We start from the raw sequence: 15,683 nt of genomic DNA on the forward strand, positions 1-15,683 counted from the left end.
GGAAAATACCTAACATGCGGTTTTAATCTTTTCTACACTTATTAAATTCTTTCTTCTAATGAAGTGATGTTAACAATATTTATTGTTGGAGTCGATAATTCTCCATTAGGTTGAAGAACAGGTCCATGGACGATACACTGGCCTTTCTTTAAACTCGCAAGTTTTCTTTCCCACTCTTTTCTTTCCTGAGTATCTTTAGATAGACTCGATGCGATATTACCAATTTCTTCTTCAGGTGGGGCAAAATAAATTTTCTGAGACGAGTTTTGCAATCTTGCTAACTCATCTGCATCTAATTGAGCTTTTAGAAATTGCGTAGCATACCATGCAGACCAGCCAAACTTTCTACCCTCCGTGAGTATTCTTGCAGATGGTGAGTTTTCTCGATGGTCTAAGTTCTGTGCCTCATCCATAATTACTGGGATTGGTATATCTTTATCTCCATTACGGATCGAATAATTCCATAGATCCCACAGAATAAATTCCGTAATTACCAACTGGACTTCACGATTAAATCCGGTCAATTGAATAATAAAGACTTCTCCATCACTGTCAATAATATCTATCCAGTCAATTGTATTGTTAATATCAAAAGGATTTCTGTCAATTAATGGTCTGATTTGTGATAACGCCGTTTTTGCGTAAGAGGAGTTATCTTCCTCTAACAGTTCTCTAAGCTTAATTAAACTCATTTGATCTCCATACCGCTCTAATCCTCTGTATGTTGCATCATAAATAGCATTTAATTGCTGGATACCTAGTCGATCATATACTGCAGAAAATACACTTCTAATCCTTTCTGCAACATCAGTTTCTGTTTCTAACAGTTCAATCCCGCCTATATCCCGTGTGTTTCTCATAAAAGGATTGATTGGGAACTTTTCATTATATACTATTTTTTGAGATATTTTACCACCAAGATAACCCAAAAATGCTGGTTCTAACTGGTTAGGCAGAAATCCTTCCGTATAATCAATAACTACGTTTGGAATACCTTGCTTTGAAGCTTCTAATAATAGGCATTGCATGAAGTATGTCTTGCCTTGACCTGATTTTCCTGATATTAGAAGATGCCTATTGGCAAGACCTTTATGGCCATACTCCCAATATATATTATGTTTAGAGTTTTCCGCTGTACCTAGTAATAATCTGGTTTCTTCTAAATATTTGTTCTCTTCTTCAGTTGATGTACTCGTTACTGCTGCTTCTTGAATACTTTTATCTTCTGGTTTAGGCTTTTCGACTTCTTCTTGTTTCTCTGTCTCTTCTCCTCTCTTATTCATAACAGGTTTTACAACTTGCTCATTCCCATTATCGCCCTGTATATCTTTCTTAGATTCGTTCACACCTTCATTATCTTGTTTACCACTGTATTTTTGATTATCGCTTTTGCTCTCTGGATTATAGGTAGTGGATAACATGTCCTCTTTAATTAAATCATGCGTTTCTTCTTGTACCCAATTTCTCAGGTTCTCTACAGATTGTATTAATCCACTAAAGCCATCATACTCAATAAGATTCAGTTGTAATACACCATCTTCGATTACTGCACTACGATGATAAGCATTTTTTTGGAAGGATAATATTGCGCCTTCACCAATAAGTGGAACTAATCTGTTTGAGATTCTATAGTCATCTTTTAGCAATTTTTCCACTACACCATCATCTAGCTCGTAATTCTTACTAGTCCAAAATTCGTTATGATCCAACATTCGTGCATTGGCAATTAATAGTTGTACGAAGAAGTTTCGATAAAATTTACCCTCGAAAGTAGTCTCCATTTCTCCAGTTAAAGAATCTAGTAGCAATTTCTTTGTTTTGTTTACTTGAGTTCTTGCTTTATCTAAAACGGAGTTTGCATTTATCCCGATTTTCACTTCTACTGGATAGTAGTGAAGTAAAACCTCATCTTCAGTTGTTTCAAGACCAATCAAGAGAAGATCATCACTGTGTACTCCCTTTACTCCTAGGTTTCTAGCTGTGAAAACACCATCTGACTTATTTAAACTTACAGCTCCAGCTACTCGTAGCACCTCTTCTAATGAGATAGGTACCCATAAAATATTTGGATGATCTAAATAGGAAACCACATATTTAATTGCTGATATAATGCTCAACTTTTCTTTTGCACTATGACCTTTACTACCAATAATTCGTAGAAGCCATTCGCCATTAAACATATTAAAAGCCTTAACAGCGTTCAGTACATTTTCATCTTTTCCATCAATATTTTTTTGTTCTAAGAATTCTTTAATAACCGCAAAATATTGATTAGATTTATTTGTAACTGTAATTGCATCATAACGACTTGTAGAAGAATATTGATCGCTGTAGTGAATAACAACTAAGTTCTCATCAAATTTATTGAAAAACTCTAAGTCAATAGATGGGTCAACAAAAGTTACCCAGTGGGATGAATCAAACACTTCTTGTAGAATTTTTTCATCTGTATTTGTGGTCCGAGAAAAAATTGCCTCCCCTTTTCTATAACTATCATTTCCACTATTTCGCAAATTAGCAGCTAACTCATTTGTATAATACGCTACACGAGTTAGAATATTATCTGGTGTAATATCATAAGACTTAATACCGAAGCCACTTCGGTAATTTTCATCGTCTTTCATAGACGGTACACTTGAATATAGTCCATCCATTGCAATTCCCGAAAGCATATTTTTCATTGGTTGTATTGCGATTTGTTCTTGTTCTTCCATTTTGTAAAAAGTGATATGTGCATAGCGGGACGACTCTCCTACTTCACTTTTATAAAACGATATTTTTTCTCTTATTATTCTTAAAACGTCATCTTCATCTAAATCTCGCACTTTTAAATTAAGGTTAAAGTAGTCCTTGAAATCAGTAACATTTTCTATCATTGCTAATTTATCGAGGGAGCTTTCTTGATCCCCATTTTTGTACAATGTTATCTCTACAGGTTTTAAACTATTAGATTTCTCAAGTGAATCTTTCATCCAATCTAAGATTCCTCTTATAACTTCGAAATCATTTGATATATTTACAACCCCTATTTTAAACGGAGCTTGTGATTTTTCCATAAAAAGATAGGAGAAATGGGTTTGAAATTGAGTGATTTTATCTTTAACTATTTTTGCTAGGTAATGACTTGCATCAGAAACCGAGACTTGATTTACAGGCTTATAAATTAGCCATTCCGGTACAGAGTTTTGGTATTCAGGTTTATATAAAACTCGAGATTCATCATAAATAAATGGCAACAACGCTTCTGGGCTTAATCTGTTTAGTATATTATTACCTAGTTCTTCTGTTCCCAATGCTTCAAAATACTTTATCTTATAAGCGATCATTAAAGGATGGAAGGGGGTGAGATAGATTCTTTCTCTCGCCATAATTGTACCTAGTTTAAATAAATCAATCCCACGTTTTCCAGCAGGAAATCCATTTTCAAAGGATTCAACCTGTTTTATGTACTGTTCTATATATTCAATAGCTCTCTGTTTTAAATCTTCATTTATTGTACATAAACTTGGGATAGATTTATGAATTTGAAAATATGTGATCAAACGACTATAAGACTCTCTTAATTCATCATTTAACTCGATATCATGTGCGTACAATTGACCAGCTTCAAAAGTAGCGAATTTCATTGCTTCTTCAACAAATAGATCTTCCCACTCAAAAAAGGTAGCATAATCTGAATGGAAGTAAAACTCTTGGTTCCCCATGATTAAACGATTGTTTTCTCTTAACCATTCCATACTACTTTCGTTTTCTCTAATTAACTTCCTGATTCTTTGACCCAAAATAGGTGTAGAATCAGGTAATTCATTCGTCAATAAAAATGGTATTTTCTTGTTTTGAATATTCAAGTAGAAGATTAGCTCGTCATTATCATTAAAAGCCTCTGGTGTAGCGTTTAATACTAAAGTATCAATTTCCGTCATCTCAATTTCTTGATGATATTCATTTAACTCAACATTTTTCCGACCCAAGCCTGTACCAAGACGAATATGCTCGTCATCATACTTTAATTCAAGTGCTGATTGCTTAATATTAACAATATATCTGGTTTTATAAGCATCAATGTATTCGGGATCAATTGGTAAAATCGCTATTGAAAACTCTGCTCCCAAAGTTGCTTTTTTGTTATGTTTGTAGCTGAATCTAACAAACACACTGTCCTTATTTAATGTATTTATCTTTACTTTAATATTCTTTCTCTTAACTTCTGTATTTAAATGCTTAATAGATTGGTTCCCTATTGTTAAATACTGATTTTCTAAACTAGTAACGTTTCCTGTAAAGTTAAACGAAATTGTTAAATCAATCTCTTGCATGTCATGAGGATTGAAAATCACAATCTGTCTTTTTCTCTTTCCAGCTGCTCTTTCATTTAGAGGTTTCTCCCAAATCGTGAGGTCTTGTTCTACTTTAACTCCATCCAAAACCACTTTAACATCCTTGTTTTCTTTAATGTAATCTTGATGATATTTATCTACTAAAGAATATGGTGTGTTATACCAATCTTCTTTTATTAAGTTGTTAGCACCAACTTCAGAGAATCTTTCCTCTAACTGGCTCTTATTCAAACCATAGTCATGAACCCTTTTTACGTGATCAAAAAATTCCCTGTTTTTTTCGAGTCTTTTCTCTTGTTCATTTTTTGGAAAACTCGCTATATCGTTATCTTTAAATAACCCAAATTCATAAAATTTATCTTCTTCGATATAACCCTTTTGCAAAGTCGAAAAAATACTTTTAAAATCAAAAAACGTCACTTGTTGAAACGGTTCTCCACTTAATAGGTATCCTAGATTATTCTTAAGTATCACCTTATCAACTGTGCTCAAGTTACTTTCATCTATCTCTTGTTCCAAATTATTAAAAATTGAATTTGGATGTAAAGGCATACCTTCTTTTTGTAGATTACTGCTTCCACCTTCAATTGAGTCAAGTTGTTCCGAAACAATGCTTAAAAGTGACGTATTTTTAAAGTCGTTTACTTGCTCACCGACCAAATTTCGAAGAGTTACCAAAAAATCTGGTTTTACTGTAGAGGAAGTGTTTGCGATAATTAATTTATGTTTATCGAAATCTATAGCAAATGTTTCATACGGATCACCTTGCTCATGCTGATAAGAAAAACGTTGAACTCTTGAGTCCTTAGATAAAGCTTTCACGAGTTGATCAACTTCTAATTGACTATCAAGTTGAATATAGAAGCGATCGCCAGGAAATCCTTCCTTCCCAGTGTAATCAGTTATTAGCTTCGCAATATAATTATAAAATTGGTTTGACATACTGTGCATCACCACTATCACTTTTTTTGTCAATTAAGTTTAATCTATCTAATGCATGTACAACTTCGCTTTTACTATAACGATCTAAAAGAATTCCTCTTTTCTCAAATTCTTCAAATAACTGATTTAAAGGAATTCTAGATGTCTTTACAGATACTGCAGTGAGTAATATTAGGAACTCGTGAGTAATATTTAATACTTGGCCAATACTACCCCTACTCTTAATAAATTGATTAGCGCCTAAATCTTCAAGATTTCCACCATATTTTTTACTAACATCATCACTTGTACCTTTATTAACCAAACTGAATAATTCTTCCATTCCCTGATCTATATTTTGAAACAGAGGCGTATATTCCTCTTTAAATTCTTTATGAAAAATAGTACTGTACTTTCTCATCCAATCACGTAAATCCGATAAAAATTTCTCTTCATCTAAGCTTCCATCTTCTACTAATTGTTTAATCTCAGGATAAGTTAGAACCCTCATTTCATTTTTAGTTGAGTTAAGTTCATTCTCTTTTATGTTAGCTTTGTTATGACTCAGTTGTGAAAGCGTATGGATATGCGGGAATAAATGATCTAGCTTGGTTTTAATAAACTTAAAACTATTTAAATCATCTACTGCTTTTCGTCTTCTACTCAAACGTTCCCATTCGAGTGTGAAGTATAAAGGATTTAAAGTGCCAAAATCAGCCTTTGAAAAACTTTCAAACTTAATTACTAATTGACAAATATACATAAAAACATAGAAATGAGTCAATAAAGAAAATGATTTAAGAAAGTAATCCTTATAGTTACTTAGAAAGAGAATATCTTCCTCATATAAATTAGTAATAGGCTGTAACAAAGAGTCATACTTACTCTCTTTCACATTCAATTCTTTTATTATTTCATTTTGATTGATAATTAACTCTGTAAGAATATCTTCTGTGTCGTTATTTTTGAAGATGCCTTGGAATTTTTCCTTGTCTCTTATAAGTACGTCATTCATGAATTCACCGTATTTACTGAACTCATTTTGGTCTTTTTTTTCAACTCTTATATAGTTAAATAAAAAAGGATGAATAATCTTGATAGAATCCTTATTAAAAAGATATTCCTTCAAAAAACGAACAAAATCGTATTTATCATCTTCATTATGAAACTCTACTTGTTGTACTATATGCCATATAAATTGGTCCTCTTCCGTATTTTCGTCAGGGGAAAAAGTGAGTTCGGGCTTATCTAGTGTAGATAAATCTAATTTTAGATTACAAATTCCCCTAACGAATTCTCCAAGAACATTATTAAAGTTCCCTCTAATTTTTCTCGTTCTTTTAGATAAAAAAGGTACTAAATCTAGAGCCTTTCCAACATCATGTTTGGCTTGTTTACCTAATGTCTCGCTGAGATAATCTTTATGTAATTCAGCCACTATAATTACTCTCCCTTTCGAATACATAAGAACCAAAATCACCTTTTCTAAAAGAATACAGGCGATTATCAGTTTTCAAGTAAACTAATAACTCTTTTTTCTCATCCCCGAACTTCATTGCCTTATCGACAAACTCTGTGAATTGTATAGCATTTTCATCATCAGTTTTGTTTGGAAGATATCCGTTTTTTACTTTACTTAATAGTTTAAATAACGGATAATCGATATCTATTGTAACCTTGTTTTTATTTCTTCGATCTTCATAAGCTAGAAGAATAGTTGTTTTAAAGCTTTGTAGTACTTCATTTGGGTTAGACTCTATGTGTTCAATGGTCGGCCTTAAAAATAGTTCTTGAGCTATTCTATATTTTTCTGATGGCTTATTTATATAAATATATTCTTTCTTGGGAGAACCTCTCCAAGCTAGCATTACTTTCTTAAACTCCTCATAAAAAGTTCTGACTTTAGCCTTATTCCCTTTATTAAAATAATATAGGTAATCTATATACTTTTTATAGCTATCATCTTTTATGCTTTCCGCATACTCTTTATTTAGTAAGTATATGATCCTCACAAAGGTTTCAAAAAACAAATCAAAGGAATATCCTGTTAATGTATCTTGATTAAAGAAAGGACTTAGCCAACCAATTGCCACTTCGTCTTCCACATTATTATTCACTACGGATTCCCACTCAGTAAGTGTATTCAATTCAATAACTAACTGATCGGTTATTTCTGAACGGCGATGTATAGGATCCATTTTGGAAATAGATCTTAATATATCTGATCGTTCACTATGCCCGAATAATAAATTTGGTAAAGTTGATTCGAGCTTTTCTAAATCTGACAGATAGCTATTGCCCTCATAATTATTTGGAATTAAAATATCTGCTATAAGGTTTAAAAAAGCTCTTGCAGAAATAACAAGCTTGTCTTTTATCACACTTTCAATTACTAATTGAATAATCGCTTCTTGAACACTGTCGTTTTGCAGCAACTTATAGTTATCATGGATGATTGTGTGAAGCTCATTTTTTTTATCTTCCTGAAAAGCTAAATAAAATGGATTTCTATCCAATGGATCTACAATCTTTTTTAACAAAGCACTATAGAAAGAAGACACCGGCCCTCTATTAGTTAGTTCATAAGAATTGTAATCACCAAAACTTAATAAACTAAAATTGTCCTTAGTAAAATTTGGTTGAATTTTTGGTGAGAATAACTCACTTTCATTAATAAACTCAATTAGCCGATTATATGTATACTTTTCATGTTTCCTAGAAATAAAGTTATGCAAGACTCCCATATTTATAGCAAGAATAAAATTACCTTTATGGGAATCTAAATTTTGATCTGAGAAGCCGCTCAAGGATTCCTCTAGTGTAGCTAAGGCATCTTTATTAGGCGAAAAGCTCTCCGTAGCATCATTGTAAATCTCATAATTTTTTACCAGTTCAGGTCTATTCTTATTTAAATAAGCAAGTATATGGGACTTACCATCTCCAACATTTCCGCATAGCAAAATAAGATTTCCATGCTCTTTATTTGCATTTTCCTCCAACATTCTTTCTAAATCTCTTAGTATAGGACGTTCTACATGAAGATAGTCTTTAAAAGGACTAAATTGGTTGGCATTCTCCACTGCTTCCTTAGAAGATGTTTTTAATCTATTTAGTTCTCTAATTAAATAACTTTCTCCTTTTGGGAGGTCTTTATTAAATAAATCAGGTTTGTTTTCTTTTATTTCAATACTTGTATCCTGATTCTTTCTCCCAGCTTCGATTCTGTCTGATAGACTCACCCCATAATTTACTTTAGCCTTTTTCTCAACTCTATTTTCTGGTTGCTCTATTTCTATATCTTTGGTTACTTTACTTCCCAAGAAATTCTTAACTTCGTTCATCAACCTCTGAATTTCTTGGTAGTCCCCTTGAGGTTGTTGTTGTGGTTGTGGAGATTCATATAATGGAATTATGCTATTATTATCAGTATAGAAATATAAGTCATGGTACCAGATTGCAATGTTATATAATTCTCTATGGACCTTAAAAGCATCAGCATATTCATTAGTTTCACTGTGATGCGCTGCTTTATTCCCTATTATACGTACAGTATCAAATGATTTTTGAATTTTTCTTCCGTCTATTATATGATCTCTAATTAAATAGGATATTTTTTCATATAAGCTAAAAGTAGGATAAGCTTCATCTAAATCTTCATACTTGGTTATATCATTTAAAATTACCTCTAAAAACTTTCTTCCTTTGACAATTGCACTACTAGGGTCTTTAAATATAATTTGCTCCATTTCGTGCACGTACTGAGCAGCAGTAGTATTCATTGTTTTCAAAAACTCTACAAACTTACTCATGACTATCAACCCCGATTTTTTATAATTATTTACATTTTACCATACTTTAGCCAGTATTATTAGGTAAATAGAAGTTTAATAGATCGAGTTATTTCGGTTCCATTATGTACTAAAAAGTGGTAGAATAAACTCAATAATATATGTGTAATTTTATAAATTACGTACGTAAAAGGAGAAGAGTTATGGAATTTGGATTTAGTTATAATTTCCCCGGTATTCGAGGACTGCAGGCGGGTAAAGAATACTATATTGCAATGTGTCCCTTACGGGTTATTCCTAAGATTTTCTTATTTGATGAGGACGAAGTTCCGCCAGAGTATCGCTCGCAGAGAATAATTAACAGGAATAGAATACCTGAAATTACCAATTACATTCTAGATAATCCAAATGATTATGTATTCTCTTCCCTTACAGCCTCAATAGACGGAGAAGTAGAGTTTACTCCCACTTCTGAAGATCCATCCTTAATTAACGTTGGCATGTTATCTATTGCTTTAGACGCAAAGTTTCTAATTAACGACGGGCAACATCGTCGTGCAGCTATAGAGGAAGCGTTGAAGATAAACCCAGAATTAGGTTCTGAAACAATATCAGTTGTATTTTTTATTGATAAAGGGCTAAAGAATTCTCAGCAAATTTTTTCAGATCTCAATAGACATGCGGTTAATACTACATCGTCTATAGGAATTCTCTATGATCACCGTGATAAATTAGCAATCGTTACAAAAGATATTGTTAGTAGTACTCCTTTCTTAAAGAGATATACAGATAAAGAAAGAGTTTCTCTGTCTAAAAACTCTCCCAAGATTGTTGCTTTAAATCACGTTTTTAATACAAATTTGAAGTTACTAGGTATTTCCAAAGGAGATGCAATAACTAAGGAGGATGAAGAATTTCTTCATAATTTCTGGTCAACTTTGACTGACTCCATTAGTGAATGGCACCAGGTTATGAACAAAGATCTAACCCCCAAAGACATAAGAATGAACTATATAGTTGGTCATGGTGTCTTCTTTGAAGCTATCGGTATAGTAGGAAACTTTTTAAGACAATTTGATCCAAATAACTGGCAAAAATATATTAAGGAATTGAATAAAGCTGATTGGTCTCGTCAAAGTGGAAGCTGGGAAGGCCGAGCAATCAAAAATGGAAGGGTTCAGAAAAACGCTCAAACCATAAAGCTAACAGCTATTCAAATTAAAAAAATCTTAAACTTACCACTTTCTGAACAGGAAAAAGCTATAGAAAGTGAGTTTATAAAAGGAGTTTCAAAATGAGTATTATATCCAACTTATTTAATGATCAAGTAACTCTGATTGAAGATGCAAAAGAGGAAATTAGGAAGGTATATTTAGAAGACGACCGCCCTTGGGTTGTAGGTTATAGCGGTGGTAAAGATTCTACAGTCGTAATACAGCTCGTTTATGAAGCGCTCAAAGAACTATCGTCAGAACAATTAAATAAAAAAATTTATGTAATTTCTTCGGATACACTAGTAGAAACACCTTTAATTATACAATCTATTAATACAACCCTACGTAGAATAGAAGAAAAGGCTATTGAAGATAACCTTCCAATTGAGACTCATAAAGTTAAACCAATGATTGAGCAATCATTTTGGACAAATATTATAGGCAAAGGTTACCCTTCTCCAAATCAACAATTTAGATGGTGTACGGACCGAATGAAAATAGATCCAGCAAACCAATTTATAATGGATAAAGTGAATTCATTTGGAGAAGTTATTATGCTACTTGGAGTTAGAGAACAAGAGAGTGCTACTAGAGCAAATGTTATTAAATCTCATTCAACAGAAGGAAAATTATTAATGAGACATTCTACTTTAACTAATGCATATGTCTATGCACCAATTAAAAAATTTAGTGTAGATGATGTCTGGAACTATCTATTAAATCATGAATCTCCTTGGGGGGATGACAATTATGAATTATATCGACTGTACAGTGATTCAAACAGTGGCGAATGTCCGCTAGTTGTTGATAAGACGATAAAAGAAGCAGCTGGATCTTGTGGTAATTCTCGTTTCGGTTGTTGGGTTTGTACAGTAGTAAATGAGGATAAAGCTTTGACAGGCTTTATTAATAATGGACATGATTGGATGAAACCATTACTTAACTTTAGAAACTGGTTAAGTAGTATTAGAGATGATCGCTCAATGCGCATGAAATATCGTATGAATGGTCAAGTTTATTATCTTCAAGTTCAAATTATTGAACATAATGGTGAAGACTGTATATTAATACCTAAAAAAGGTGATCGAAAAAGAGAGTTTATTCCAGTTACTGAATTTGAAATTATTGATCAGGCGGAGCTAAAAACATATTTAAAAGAAAATAATATTGATCTCTCTACTTCCGATGACCCTAATATTTTAATTCGAGATTCAGAAGATAATTACTACCGCTTAGGACTAGGGCCATTTACTTTAGAAGCAAGAAAGGAAATTTTAACAAGGTTATTAAAAGTACAAAAGAACCTTAAACATCCTCATGATGAAAGCTATCAACTAATTCAAGAAGATGAACTAAAAGAAATCCGAAAAATATGGTTTAACAATGGTGATTTTGAAGATAGTCTACCTATGATATATTACGATATTTTTGGTTACGATTTAGACTGGGAAAAAGATGACAGACTTTTGTTTGATCGTGATGATTTAACTCAACTAGAATTAATGTGTGAAGAAGAAGGGCTTGATTATCGCCTAATGAAGAGACTTTTATTAATTGAAAAAGAGCATTCTGAATTTAAAATGAAGAGAGGTCTAATGGATCAATTATCCTCTGCTCTAAACCAAGATTATTTACATTTGTAAGATAGAAAGGATATAGCTTATGCTCTTTAAAGAAATAGAATTAACTAATATTGGTCCCTATGAAGGCACTAATACATTTTCATTTAATACGGATGAAAATAAGAACACTGTATTAATTGGTGGCAAAAACGGTTCTGGCAAAACTACATTCTTAAACAGTGTAAGGCTCGCATTATATGGTCCATTAGCGTATGGATTTAGAACTCACACCCAAACTTACTTATCAACTATAGAGACATTACTCAATAATAAAGCAAAAAATAATGGTGAGAGATTTTTTAAGATTAAATTAGGATTTACAACTGTAGAAGAATTTAAACGAATTTCAGTTGAAATTATCCGTAGCTGGACTCTATCTAATTCATCAGTAAAAGAACATGTAGAGATTTTTAAAAATCGTAGTCGGTTAAGTGAAATCGAAAAAGACAATTTTCTGGAAAAGTTACGAGTAACTTTTCCACCTTCTCTTTTGGAACTATGTTTCTTTGACGGAGAGGATATTACAAAACTAAGTAATGAAGATAATTTGTCTTCTTATTTAAAAGAATTATCCTCTAGACTGTTTAACTTGGACCTCTTTCAAAGTTTAGAACAGAATTTAGTAAGATACTTATCCGAAGACTCTAAATCCAACCATGAAAGAAAATTGGAAGAGGAAAGAGATAAAGTAGAATTAAATTTAAAAACAAAGATTGATGAGTTAAAAGATCTGAAAAACAAAACTGATATGCTCACAGAGCAATTAACTGCTACTAAAGAAAACTACAGAAAAACTAGAGAAGAATTCTCCATTCATGGAGGTTTACTATTTGAGGAAAGAGAAAATATCCAAAAAGAAATTTTAAAAATAGAGAGTGATCGTAAGCAAGCAAATGAATCTGTTAAGGAATTTATTGCCAAAGACCTTCCTTTCTTCTTGGCACTGCCGGTACTAAACAACTTGGTAAATCAACTAGAAAGTGAAGAAAGCTACTATATTTCCAGCATAATTGAAGAGAAACTAAATACTATATCATTTCAAGAAATTGAAGAAGTATTTAGTACTTCACTGGATTCTGATAAAAAGGAAAAAATACTCACTGTACTTAGAAATGAACTTACTGTTTCAGATGACATACCTATTATTCATAACGCTTCTAAAACAGAAACAAATCAAGTACTCTCACTCTCATCTCAAATCAATATAAAAAGATTGCAAAAGATTAATCAAATACTACAACAAAACAGTGATGACTTGAGTAAATTATCTCTCTTAAACAGGAAATTAAAGGATAACGAGCGGACTTCAGAGTTTAATGAAATGATAGAGTCAATGGAGAAAGACTCTATAGAAATTTCGAAACTTGAAAATATCTTAAATAATCTATTAGACTTACAAGAAAAATTGCATGAAGAAATCGATATGATTAACAAGCAATATGAGAGGGTAAAAAAAGAACTACACAATATATACAAGAAAAAATCCTCCTTTCACATAACGGAAAAGGCATTGACTATCAGTAGAAAGTTTCAAGAGGATCAACTCCGGAAGAAAGTAAGAGATATAGAGTACTTCTCAACTAAGATGATTAAAGGTCTTATGAGAAAGGAAAACTTTATTAAACGTATTTACATTGATCACGAAACATTTGAAGTCTCTCTAATTGATCAAGATAGCAATACAATTAATAAAAGTATTCTATCCGCAGGAGAAAATGAACTACTTGTTCTTTCCATTATTTGGGGGACAATTCATTCATCTAGTAAAGAACTACCTATAGTCTTAGACACACTATTAGGAAGACTAGACCTAGAACATAAGGCATCTGTTATAAATAATCTAATCCCTCAATTTGGGGAGCAATGCATTATCTTAGCTACAAACTCTGAAATTACAGAAGATCTATTTCATGATTTATCACCTTATGTATCTAATCATTATACATTGAATTATGATACAAATAACAAACATACAAAAATAGAAAACCATTTTTTTAATCGTCATATAAAAGGGGAAACTCTCAATGAATTTTAGATTGAAAACAACGGAAAAAACTGCTGATTCTTTAAAAAGCTTACAAAGTACTACGGGATTAACTCCAAACATACTTGCGAGAATAGCAATATCATTATCCTTAATTGACCCTGAGTTTCCTGAAGAAGTGCAACCAGAGAGTAAAGGATTAGAATTTAATCGCAATACACTTACAGGTGAACACGACTATTTCTATAAATCACTAATTAGGCAGCATGCCGGAAGACAGATTCCAGAATCTGAATATTTCCCTAATATATTTAATGCACATTTATCACGTGGAGTTCGATTACTCGAATTGGAATATAAACATGCTGGTAATTATAACAAGTTATTAACAAACTTACTAAAGGCCTCAGAGGATAATTTGTTAAATAAGGAGTGATAACCATACTTTACTTAGATAATAGTGCAACAACATCAATCCTCCCTGAAGTCAGGGAGAAAATGTTAACCTTTTTAACTGAGGAATTTGGAAATCCTTCAGGTAAATTTTATGACCTAGCAATACATGCAAAAGAAGCCGTTGAAGCAGCAAGAGACCATGTTGGAAATCTTCTTGGTGCGAAAAGCCTTGAAATTATCTTTACAAGTGGGGCTACCGAAAGTAATAATACTGTTTTAAAAGGTGTAGCAGAACATTATTCAAACAAAGGAAAACATATCATTACCTCTAAAGCAGAACATCCTTCTATTATGGATGTCTGTGAGTACTTAGAAGATAAAGGATATGAGATAACCTATCTTGATGTTGATCAATTTGGTAGAGTAAATCCAGAAGATGTAAAACAAGCATTTAACGATAACACTATTCTTGTAAGTATCTTTTGGGGAAACAATGAACTTGGATCACTAAATGATATTAAGAAGATATCACAGTTTTGTAAGGATAGAAATGTTTTTTTTCATACAGATGCAACACAGGTTACAGGAAAAGTGGACATTGATTTAGAAGAATACCAGGGGATTAGCTTTTTATCCTGTTCAGCTCATAAAATGCACGGCCCAAAGGGCGTTGGTGCTCTATTTGTAAGAAGCGATGAATATGGAAAGTTAATAGAATTTACACCTTTGCTTCACGGTGGTGGACAAGAAAGAGAATTAAGAAGCGGGACTTACTCCGTTCATAACATTGTAGGCTTTGGAGAAGCAGCAAGAATTGCAAAAGAGCAGCTATCTTCCAATAGAGAGCAATTAAAAGAGCTTGAGGAAAAAGCAAAGGAATTATTGATAGAGAAATTTAATGATCATATTATTTTTAACTCAGATGATAATAATAAAATTCCCGGCATATTAAATATTCGATTCAAGGGAATTAATAATCAAATCTTACTAAAAAAATTAGCTCCAGTTATTGCAGCATCATCCGGATCGGCTTGTAGTAGTACAAAGCCATCTCATGTATTGCAGGCTATTGGATTATCGTTACAAGAAGTTAGAGAGTCTGTGAGATTTTCTTTTTCACCTTATATTGAGATAGATGAGTTGGATGTATTCAAACTGTTATAGTGATTATTCACATTAGCCCTTTTCAATCTTCACTTTAAAAAGGCAGTCTTTCCTAGTGGAAGCTGCCTTTTTCATTAATTTGGAGCATTTTATGTTTCATTTACTAAGGATTCATTCACTCCACATCCTCGTAAGCGTCAAACAATGAACACCTTCTATTAAATATCCGTTCTTGAGATAATCTCTTTAGAAAAAAATCTGGAGGTTATGCCAATGAACGATGCTAACAAAAGAATAGAATGGAAAGCTAGGTATGA

Annotated in this window: 8 protein-coding genes; 5 read left to right on the top strand and 3 right to left on the bottom strand. The window is 32.4% G+C overall.

Annotated features, from left to right (window positions below):
• Positions 1-41: 41 nt before the first annotated feature.
• From dptH to dptF, 3 genes are read right to left on the bottom strand one after another with little or no spacing between them, the layout of a single operon-like run.
• Positions 42-5,279 (bottom strand): DNA phosphorothioation-dependent restriction protein DptH, encoded by a 5,238-nt coding sequence (gene dptH / locus M3210_RS16700; protein ID WP_251516783.1) that lies wholly within the window; start codon positions 5,277-5,279, stop codon positions 42-44.
• Positions 5,260-6,696 (bottom strand): DNA phosphorothioation-dependent restriction protein DptG, encoded by a 1,437-nt coding sequence (gene dptG / locus M3210_RS16705; protein ID WP_251516785.1) that lies wholly within the window; start codon positions 6,694-6,696, stop codon positions 5,260-5,262. The genes dptH and dptG overlap by 20 nt, the downstream gene beginning before the upstream one ends.
• Positions 6,689-9,067, bottom strand: coding sequence for a DNA phosphorothioation-dependent restriction protein DptF (gene dptF / locus M3210_RS16710; RefSeq protein WP_251516787.1), 2,379 nt, complete (start codon positions 9,065-9,067; stop codon positions 6,689-6,691). The genes dptG and dptF overlap by 8 nt, the downstream gene beginning before the upstream one ends.
• A 182-nt stretch (positions 9,068-9,249) precedes the next feature.
• Here dptF and dndB point away from each other — a divergent pair, with 182 nt between their 5' ends.
• Genes dndB through M3210_RS16735 form a run of 5 tightly spaced genes read left to right on the top strand, consistent with a single transcriptional unit; the run spans position 9,250 to position 15,426 of the window.
• Positions 9,250-10,344, top strand: coding sequence for a DNA sulfur modification protein DndB (gene dndB, locus M3210_RS16715; protein WP_251516790.1), 1,095 nt, complete (start codon positions 9,250-9,252; stop codon positions 10,342-10,344).
• Complete coding sequence (gene dndC / locus M3210_RS16720) at positions 10,341-11,903, top strand: DNA phosphorothioation system sulfurtransferase DndC (protein WP_251516792.1); 1,563 nt, start codon at positions 10,341-10,343, stop codon at positions 11,901-11,903. Before dndB ends, dndC begins: the two co-directional genes overlap by 4 nt.
• Before the next feature lie 19 nt (positions 11,904-11,922).
• Positions 11,923-13,917: a DNA sulfur modification protein DndD gene (gene dndD / locus M3210_RS16725; RefSeq protein WP_251516794.1), complete on the top strand. Its 1,995-nt coding sequence runs from the start codon at positions 11,923-11,925 to the stop codon at positions 13,915-13,917.
• Positions 13,907-14,302 carry a DNA sulfur modification protein DndE gene (gene dndE / locus M3210_RS16730; protein WP_251516796.1) on the top strand — a complete coding sequence of 132 codons (396 nt, stop codon included), beginning with the start codon at positions 13,907-13,909 and terminating at the stop codon, positions 14,300-14,302. Before dndD ends, dndE begins: the two co-directional genes overlap by 11 nt.
• Entirely contained in the window at positions 14,299-15,426 is a 1,128-nt protein-coding gene (locus tag M3210_RS16735; RefSeq protein WP_349774376.1) for a cysteine desulfurase family protein, read from the top strand. The genes dndE and M3210_RS16735 overlap by 4 nt, the downstream gene beginning before the upstream one ends.
• Positions 15,427-15,683: the final 257 nt, after the last annotated feature.

The organism is Oceanobacillus luteolus (genome assembly GCF_023715655.1).
Taxonomy (GTDB): Bacteria; Bacillota; Bacilli; order Bacillales; family Amphibacillaceae; genus Oceanobacillus; species Oceanobacillus luteolus.